Here is a 7,618-nt window from a genome sequence, read left to right as displayed (position 1 = left end):
GGGGCGGATCTCGCCGGCAATTTCATCGCGGATCTTGACCATGACCATCATGGTATGAGCGTAGGCAAAAACACGATCCGGCCTGGTGCTTCCCAAGGCAAAGGCTCGATAAAAGTTGCGGGGCACGGCGATGTCCGACAGCATGAATCCGGCATCGCGATCCACGAAACCCGCCGACATGGGCAATTCGTCCGCGCCCCGCCGCCCATCCACGCTGCCCATGACGATCCGCAAGGGATCGCAGAAGAATCCCCGACCCGCCCCTCCGATGCCGCTATTGCGCAGAATGAGAGGGGTGGCGATCCCGCCGGCGGCGACAATGACCCGGCCCGCCTCCCAGCGTCGAACGCGGCCATCAAGCTCCCCTTCCACGCCAACGGCCCGCCCCTCCCGGTTCAGGACGCGCCGTACCGCCACACCCGTCTGCAGTCTTGCGCCGAGCCTTTGCGCCTCGGCCAGCAGATCCCCCGCACTCCAGCGCGCCGCGGGCGGGCATAGACCCTGCCGGCAACGCTCCTGATAGATCATCTTGGGCAGGCGCTGCCAGGGCAGGCCGAGCGCCCGGGCCGCCTCCGCCATGCGCCCTGCCAGCGGCCCGATCAAGTCGTCGCCCAGGGGGGCCATGGGCAGTTCGGCCTGGACGGCGGCCAGGTCGCTGTGGAGCTCCACGCCATGGCGGCGGAAAAGGTCCAAGGGCGGGGCGATGGCCGTATGGAAAAAGGCCGTCGAGCCTCCCCCCACCCGCAGGCCACGCAGCAGGGTTACGCCAGGGGCTACCAGCAGCGCTTCCCTCCGGCGCCACAGGGCCAGAAGTCCGCTGGCCGGCGTCGTCTCCCGCCCCCGCTCCAGGATCAGGACTTTGGCACCGGCCCGTGCCAGATCGCGGGCGACCATGGCCCCGGCCGGCCCCGATCCTACCACCAGCACATCCGCACGGGGCTCCGTCATGTCTTCCCGGCACCGAAGATGCGGGAGCGACTGCGGATCAGCGCCTGCATCAGCCTGCGGCTGATCGCTCCGTAGGGTGGCCGGATCCAGTCGCAAGCGTTGTACCGGCTCTGGTAAAAGACCCCCAGGTGATGGGAAAAGCGATGGAATCCATATTCTCCGCGATATTGTCCCATGCCGCTGGCGCCAATGCCGCCAAAGGGGAGACCCGGCTGGGCTGCGTGGAAAATGGTATCGTTGATGGTCACCCCACCCACCTGCAGCCCTCGGGTGCAACGCCGTGCCCGCCGCCGATCCGGGTCGAAGTAGTACAAGGCCAGCGGGGCGGGATGGGCATGCACATAAGCGAAGGCCTCGTCGATCCGGGTATAGGTCCGTATCGCCAGAAGCGGGCCGAAGATCTCCTCTTCCATCACCGCCATATCGTCACGCAAATCCCATAACAAGGTCGGCGGAAAGCGCCATCCGGGCTGCCCATGATCCACCGCAGTCCCGGCCGGCGCCCAGGACTGGGCGCCCTTTTGCCGTGCGTCCTGCAGCAGATCCTGGAGGCGCGCATAAAGCCCCCCGTCGGGGATGGCGGTATAATCGGGATTATCCCACCAACGCGGGTAGAGTTCTTGTATGGCCTCCTGCGCGGCGCTCAGGAAAATGCCCAATTGCTGCTCCGCCACGAAGACATAATCCGGAGCGATGCAGGTCTGGCCGGCATTCATCAACTTGCCCCCCAGGATCCGCCGGGCCGCCATGGCGACGGGATAAGCCTGGTGAACAATGGCCGGGCTTTTCCCGCTCAAGGAAAGGGTGACCGGCATCAGATTGCGGGCCGCCGCCCGGGCGATCACCCGACCGGTGCGAGTGGAACCGGAAAAAATCAGGTGATCGAAAGGCAGGCTCGGAAAGATCTGATTGAGCCGGGCGCCGCCCTGCAGGACCATCACATATTCCACGGGAAAGCGTTTCCCTAGCAGGCGTGCCAGCAGGGTGCTGCTGGCACCAGCCAGGCGCGGGGCCTTGATCATGGCGTGGTTGCCCGCAGCCAATACCGATATCAAGGGCAACAAGGTCAACAGGAGGGGGTAATTCCAGGCGCCCATGATGCCCACCACGCCTACGGGATGGACAACGGTCTCGGCCCGTGCCGGGAAAAAGGGCCAGGCCGTAGCCGCCCGCCGTGTCCGCATCCAGCTCCGCAGGTGCCGCCGCACATGACGAATCTCGGCCTGCAGGGGATAAATCTCGAAAATCTCCGTTTCGCGCTGGCTGCGCCCCCCGAAGTCCCTGGCGATGGCCGCGCCCAATTCCGCGCAATGGCGGTCCAGCAGCTCCCCCAGGGCCTCCAGCGCCATCATGCGCTGCCCGTAACCGGGGGAGCCCCGGCGCTCCAGATCGGCGCGCTGGGCCAACAAAAAATCCAGGGGCTCCCCCATGGGCGAGTCCCTGGACCCGCCAGCGCTGTGCGCGGACATCAGCCGGTCCCGACAGGAAGGGCGATCATCGCAGATAGATGTTTTGGCCCAAACGGCGAAAGTCCTCGGACTTTTCCTGCATTCCTTCCTCCCTCGCCTCTTCCAGCGCCTCCAGGCCCTTGCTTTGGGCATACTCCTGGAGATCTTGGGAGATTTTCATGGAGCAGAAGTGCGGCCCGCACATGGAGCAGAAGTGCGCCACCTTGGCCCCCTCCTGGGGCAGGGTCTCGTCATGGTAGGAACGCGCCCGCTCGGGATCCAGGCCAAGGTTGAACTGATCCTCCCAGCGGAACTCGAAACGCGCCTTGGACAGCGCATTATCGCGCACCTGGGCCCCGGGATGGCCCTTGGCCAGGTCCGCCGCATGGGCGGCGATCTTGTAGGCAACGGCGCCTTCGCGTACGTCGTTTTTGTCCGGCAGGCCAAGGTGCTCCTTGGGCGTGACATAGCAGAGCATGGCCGTGCCGTACCAGGCAATCTGCGCTGCGCCGATGGCGCTGGTGATATGGTCGTAACCGGGAGCGATATCGGTAGTGAGGGGCCCCAGGGTGTAAAAGGGCGCCTCAAAGCAGTGCTTGAGCTCCTCTTCCATGTTGGCCTGAATCATCTGCATGGGTACGTGCCCCGGCCCCTCGATCATGACCTGCACGTCGTGGCGCCAGGCGATCTGCGTCAGTTCTCCCAAGGTATGCAGCTCGGCAAACTGCGCTTCGTCATTGGCATCCGCCAACGACCCGGGACGCAGGCCATCCCCCAGGGAAAAGCTCACGTCATAGGCCTTCATGATCTCGCAAATCTCCTCGAAATGGGTATAGAGGAAATTCTCCCGGTGATGGGCCAGACACCACTTGGCCATGATGGACCCCCCGCGCGACACGATGCCGGTCAGGCGATCCGCCGTCATGGGGATATAGCGCAGCAGCACACCGGCATGGATGGTGAAGTAATCCACCCCCTGCTCCGCCTGTTCGATGAGGGTGTCGCGATAGAGCTCCCAGGTCAGGGCCTCGGCCTTGCCGTCCACTTTTTCCAAGGCCTGATAAATGGGCACGGTGCCAATGGGAACCGGGCTATTGCGGATGATCCACTCGCGCGTTTCGTGAATATGCTTGCCGGTGGACAGATCCATCACCGTATCCGCCCCCCAACGAATGGCCCAGACCATTTTTTCCACTTCTTCGGCAATGGACGAACTCACCGCAGAATTGCCGATATTGGCATTGATCTTGACCAGAAAATTGCGGCCGATGATCATCGGCTCCAACTCGGGATGGTTGATGTTGGCGGGGATGATGGCCCGCCCGCAGGCCACTTCGTCGCGCACAAACTCGGGCGTGACGGTAGCGGGGATGGCGGCCCCCAAGGCCTGCCCGCGATGGGCGCGGAAGAGCGCCGGCGCCTGCTCCCGCAGACGATCGAGGCACTGGTTTTCGCGGATGGCCACAAACTCCATTTCGGGAGTAATGATGCCGCGCCGCGCATAATGCATCTGCGAGACGTTGCCACCTGCCCGCGCCCGGCGAATGGAGCGGCGCGAAGGAAAACGCAGATGCTCGGTGGCGGGATCGTGGAGCCGCCCCCGGCCAAACGCGGAACTGGGCTCCGCATAAATTTCCAGATCGGGGTCGGCCCATGCCTGACGCAACGGCGGCAGCCCCGCCTCCAGGTCCATGGCAAACTCCGGATCGGTGAAAGGACCGCTGCTGTCATAAACGGGAATGGCGGGGTTTGCTTCCAGGCTGCCATCCCTGGCCCTCGTCGGTGTCTGCCCGATCTCGCGATAGGGTACGCGCAGGGCGGGATAGCGTGTTCCCTGCCGATAGCTCTTCCGTGACCCGGCAATGGGACCGCTGGTGATGGCGGCCAGTTGCTCTTCGTTCAGGGAAAGGTCTTTGGGACGAGTAGCCATGACACACTCCATAAAGGCGGATAATGGGCGACATCCGATGGAGAGCGCAACCGCTTCCCTCCGCCGGCATGACCCGGATCAGGTTCCAAGGGTACCTCTCAGCCCACCTGCGTGGACGCCCCTAGCGTTAGGTTCAAAGGTAAGCGGCGGGGCTGCTACTGTCAAGGACGATGGCAGAGCGCCGGCAGGGCGGTCGCCGCTTGCCAAAACACGCAAAATGAGCGCACATTCGCCTTATCCGGCAGCGCAGCGAAAAGGAGATCGTATCGTGTCCAATGCACAACGGGATGTCATCCAGGACCCTGGCCCCAATGCTTCCGTCTCACTCGACTTGCTCGGCCAAGCGGATCAATCGGCACGCCCCGTGGTCTTCGCCGCGGCACAGCGGCTGGGTCTGGGCCAGCGCCTGCAGATCCTGGTGGATTTTGAACCCGCGCCGCTGATGAAGGCTATTGCCTTCCAGCTCCGCGACAGCATCTCCTGGTCGGCCACGCAGCACGGCCCGCAATGGGAGATCGCAGTACAACCGCGGGCCGAAGCCGAGGCACACGACGTGGTCGATCTTTTGACTTGGGATCACTTCCGCCTGGATCGCCAGTTCGCCGATGTGCTCCTGGCCGCCAACCAGAACGACATGGGCGAGGCGGAACATATTTTTAAGGACTACTGGATCGGCCTGCGCCGCCATGTGCATCTGGAAAACAACATCCTCGGGCCGGCATTGGGGGGCGATGCCGAGCACGGTCCACTGAGCCACATGCTGGGCGAGCACGAAAGCATCGTCGAGCAGGCACGCATTCTGGAGGAAGCCTTCAACGAACGGGATTACGGCCTCCTCGCCCCCATCTGCGCCGTGCTCTCCGGCTCCTTGGCCAAACACGAAAATCGCGAGGAAAATACCCTCTTCCCCATCTGGCAAACGGCCTGTAACGCTGACCGCGGGCGCGCCCGGGAATTCCTCCTGCGCGCCAAGGCATTGCTGGCGGGGGCGGAGGACAGGGAGATCTGCGCGCTTTTTCCTTGAGGCGCTGTGGCTGCAACAACCGGCCCGTAGCGGCGGGTGTAGTCCGGCGCTGGCCGGTTCGCTACTCCAGCAACGCCAGCAACTCCTCCGGGCTATCCACCGGGGCCAGGCACTGTGCGCCCCGACACAGCCAGGCCCGGCCGCCAGCGGGGGCTGCCCGCTCCAGGATGGGCGGCAGGCCTTTCACCCCATTGGCGATAAACACCGTGACCCGGTCGCCGGGGTATTGCCCGGAAAGGGAGGCGCGCCAGGACTCCAGGGCGGTGATGGAGCCACGGACGATCATGGTCGGCAGCGGTTCCTGAGCCTCCCGCAAGGCGCACAACAGGGTCGGGACGGCAAGCCCATGCTCCGCCAAATCTCCGCCAAAGGCTTGCAGGCCCAGCGCCGCCGCATCCAGGTAACGGGCTTCCCCCAGCAAGTGCCCCAAGCGCTGCAGGGCGAGAATGGCAATGCCGTTACCGGCAGGGATGGCCTGGTCCTGGCTCGGTTTCATGCGCGTGACCGGCGTGGCTTGGTCGTCGGCGGTAAAGAAAAACCCGCCGCGCCGGGCATCCATGAAACGATTCAGCAGGGCCTCGGCCAGATCCTGGGCAAAGTGCAGGTCCTCTACCCGGAACTCCCCCTGCAACAGCTCCAGCAACCCGTGCAGCAAAAATGCGTGATCATCCAGGTAGGCCGGCTGGTAGGCCCCGTCCTCTTTCCACACGGCATACAGGCGGCCATCCTGCCAAAGCCGCGCGCGCAGGAAATCCGCCGTTTCCTGCGCCAGGCGGATCCATTCCCGCCGCCCAAAAGTCCGTCCAGCCAGGGCCAAGCCGCGCAGGGTCAAGGCATTCCAGGCGCATAGGCATTTATCATCGAGGCTGGGGCGGGGGCGCTCTGCGCGCACGCGAAAAAGCCGTTCCCGCGCCCGCTGCAAGTCTTGGGCAGCCGTCCCTTCCGCCTCGCCCAGGGCCTGCGCCGCAGCGGCCGGCTCCATGGAGCGTTGCAGGTGCCAGGCCCGCCCCTCGAAATTGGCCGGCCGATCCAGGCCCCAGCAGCGCAAAGCCAATGCCCGGAGTTCCGGATCCAGGGCATTTTCCACCGCGGAACGCTGCCAGAGATAAAAATGCCCCTCCTCCCCGGCGGAATCCGCATCCAGGGCGCTATAAAAACCTCCCTCGGGGCCGCGCATCTCCCGCATCAGCCAGTTCACGCTGGCCTCCACCACTTCCCCATAGAGGGGATCCGCCTGCAACGCCTGGCCCAAGGCATAAATCGACAGCATCTGGCCATTGTCATACAGCATCTTCTCGAAGTGCGGGATTTCCCAACGCGCATCCACGCTGTAGCGGAAAAAACCGCCCCCGATCTGATCAAAAAGGCCGCCCCGCGCCATCGCCGCGAGGGTCTGGTCCAGCATGTCCAACGCTAGCGCATTGCCCTGCGCGCCTTGCATGGCCAAAAACTCCAGCGTCGGAACCTGCGGAAACTTGGGCGCGTCGCCCAGACCGCCCCAGCGCCGGTCAAAGTGCTGGGCCAGGGACGTCAGCGCCGCCTGCGCCGCCGACGTCCAGCGGGGCGGTTGCGCCGGATCATGCCCCGTTCCCAGGCGTCCCAGGGCCTCCCCCAAGGCCGTTGCCTGCGCCTGCACTTCCTCGCCGCGCTGGTGATATACGCCCAGGATCTGCTGCAAAAGGTCGCCGAAACCCGGCAAACCGTACCGGGGCGATTTGGGGAAATAGGTGCCGCCATAAAAGGGCAGCAAATCCGGCGTCAGGAAGACCGTGAGGGGCCAGCCTCCGGCGCGCCGGGTCATCATCTGCTGCGCCAACTGGTAGACCTGATCCAGGTCCGGGCGTTCCTCGCGGTCTACCTTGATATTGACGAAGCCGGCATTCATGATCCGGGCGATGGCCGGATCCGCAAAGGATTCATGGGCCATCACATGGCACCAGTGGCAGGCCGAATAGCCGATGGACAAGAGGATGGGCCGGTTCTCCTCCCGGGCGCGGGCCAAGGCCTCCTCTCCCCAGGGATACCAGTCGACGGGATTATCCGCATGTTGGCGCAGATAAGGGCTCGCGGCATTTGCCAGTCGGTTGCTCATGGGTGCTCCTCAAGGCCTTCGGAATGCTTCCAGCCTAACACAGCCCGGCACCGCGAAAAGCCCTTTTTCCCATCTTCACCTTGACAGGGGCCGTAATGCTGCTAATTTCCCCTGCGACGCTCAAACAGGACAGGCCCCTTGCCATCCGCCGGGGTGAAACGCGTACCGGGAACCAA

Annotated in this window: 5 protein-coding genes and 1 riboswitch; of the genes, 1 reads left to right on the top strand and 4 read right to left on the bottom strand. The window is 64.3% G+C overall.

The annotated features are described in order from the left end of the window. The 3 genes from ACP5MM_RS06720 to thiC all read right to left on the bottom strand — a co-directional run. Nucleotides 1-948 (bottom strand): FAD-dependent oxidoreductase (locus ACP5MM_RS06720; protein WP_427934298.1); only part of this gene is annotated, 948 nt, incomplete at its 3' end. Next, nucleotides 945-2,378: an aldehyde dehydrogenase family protein gene (locus ACP5MM_RS06715; protein WP_427934297.1), complete on the bottom strand. Its 1,434-nt coding sequence runs from the start codon at nucleotides 2,376-2,378 to the stop codon at nucleotides 945-947. The genes ACP5MM_RS06720 and ACP5MM_RS06715, both read right to left, overlap by 4 nt. Before the next feature lie 64 nt (nucleotides 2,379-2,442). After that, complete coding sequence (gene thiC / locus ACP5MM_RS06710; RefSeq protein ID WP_427931837.1) at nucleotides 2,443-4,326, bottom strand: phosphomethylpyrimidine synthase ThiC; 1,884 nt, start codon at nucleotides 4,324-4,326, stop codon at nucleotides 2,443-2,445. Nucleotides 4,327-4,364: 38 nt separating this feature from the next. Next, nucleotides 4,365-4,459, bottom strand: a riboswitch (TPP riboswitch). Between the two features lie 135 nt (nucleotides 4,460-4,594). On the opposite strand from thiC, the gene ACP5MM_RS06705 reads away from it, so the two are divergent. Continuing rightward, complete coding sequence (locus ACP5MM_RS06705; RefSeq protein ID WP_427931839.1) at nucleotides 4,595-5,350, top strand: hemerythrin domain-containing protein; 756 nt, start codon at nucleotides 4,595-4,597, stop codon at nucleotides 5,348-5,350. 61 nt (nucleotides 5,351-5,411) lie between these two features. Here ACP5MM_RS06705 and ACP5MM_RS06700 read toward each other — a convergent pair whose 3' ends face one another. Continuing rightward, complete coding sequence (locus ACP5MM_RS06700) at nucleotides 5,412-7,442, bottom strand: thioredoxin domain-containing protein (protein WP_427934296.1); 2,031 nt, start codon at nucleotides 7,440-7,442, stop codon at nucleotides 5,412-5,414. Between the last annotated feature and the right edge of the window lie 176 nt (nucleotides 7,443-7,618).

The sequence above is a fragment of the Acidithiobacillus sp. genome (genome assembly GCF_049965315.1).
Taxonomy (GTDB): Bacteria; Pseudomonadota; Gammaproteobacteria; order Acidithiobacillales; family Acidithiobacillaceae; genus Acidithiobacillus_B.
The sequence above is the reverse complement of the archived record's forward strand: the minus strand, read 5'-3'. Positions and strand labels throughout refer to the sequence as shown.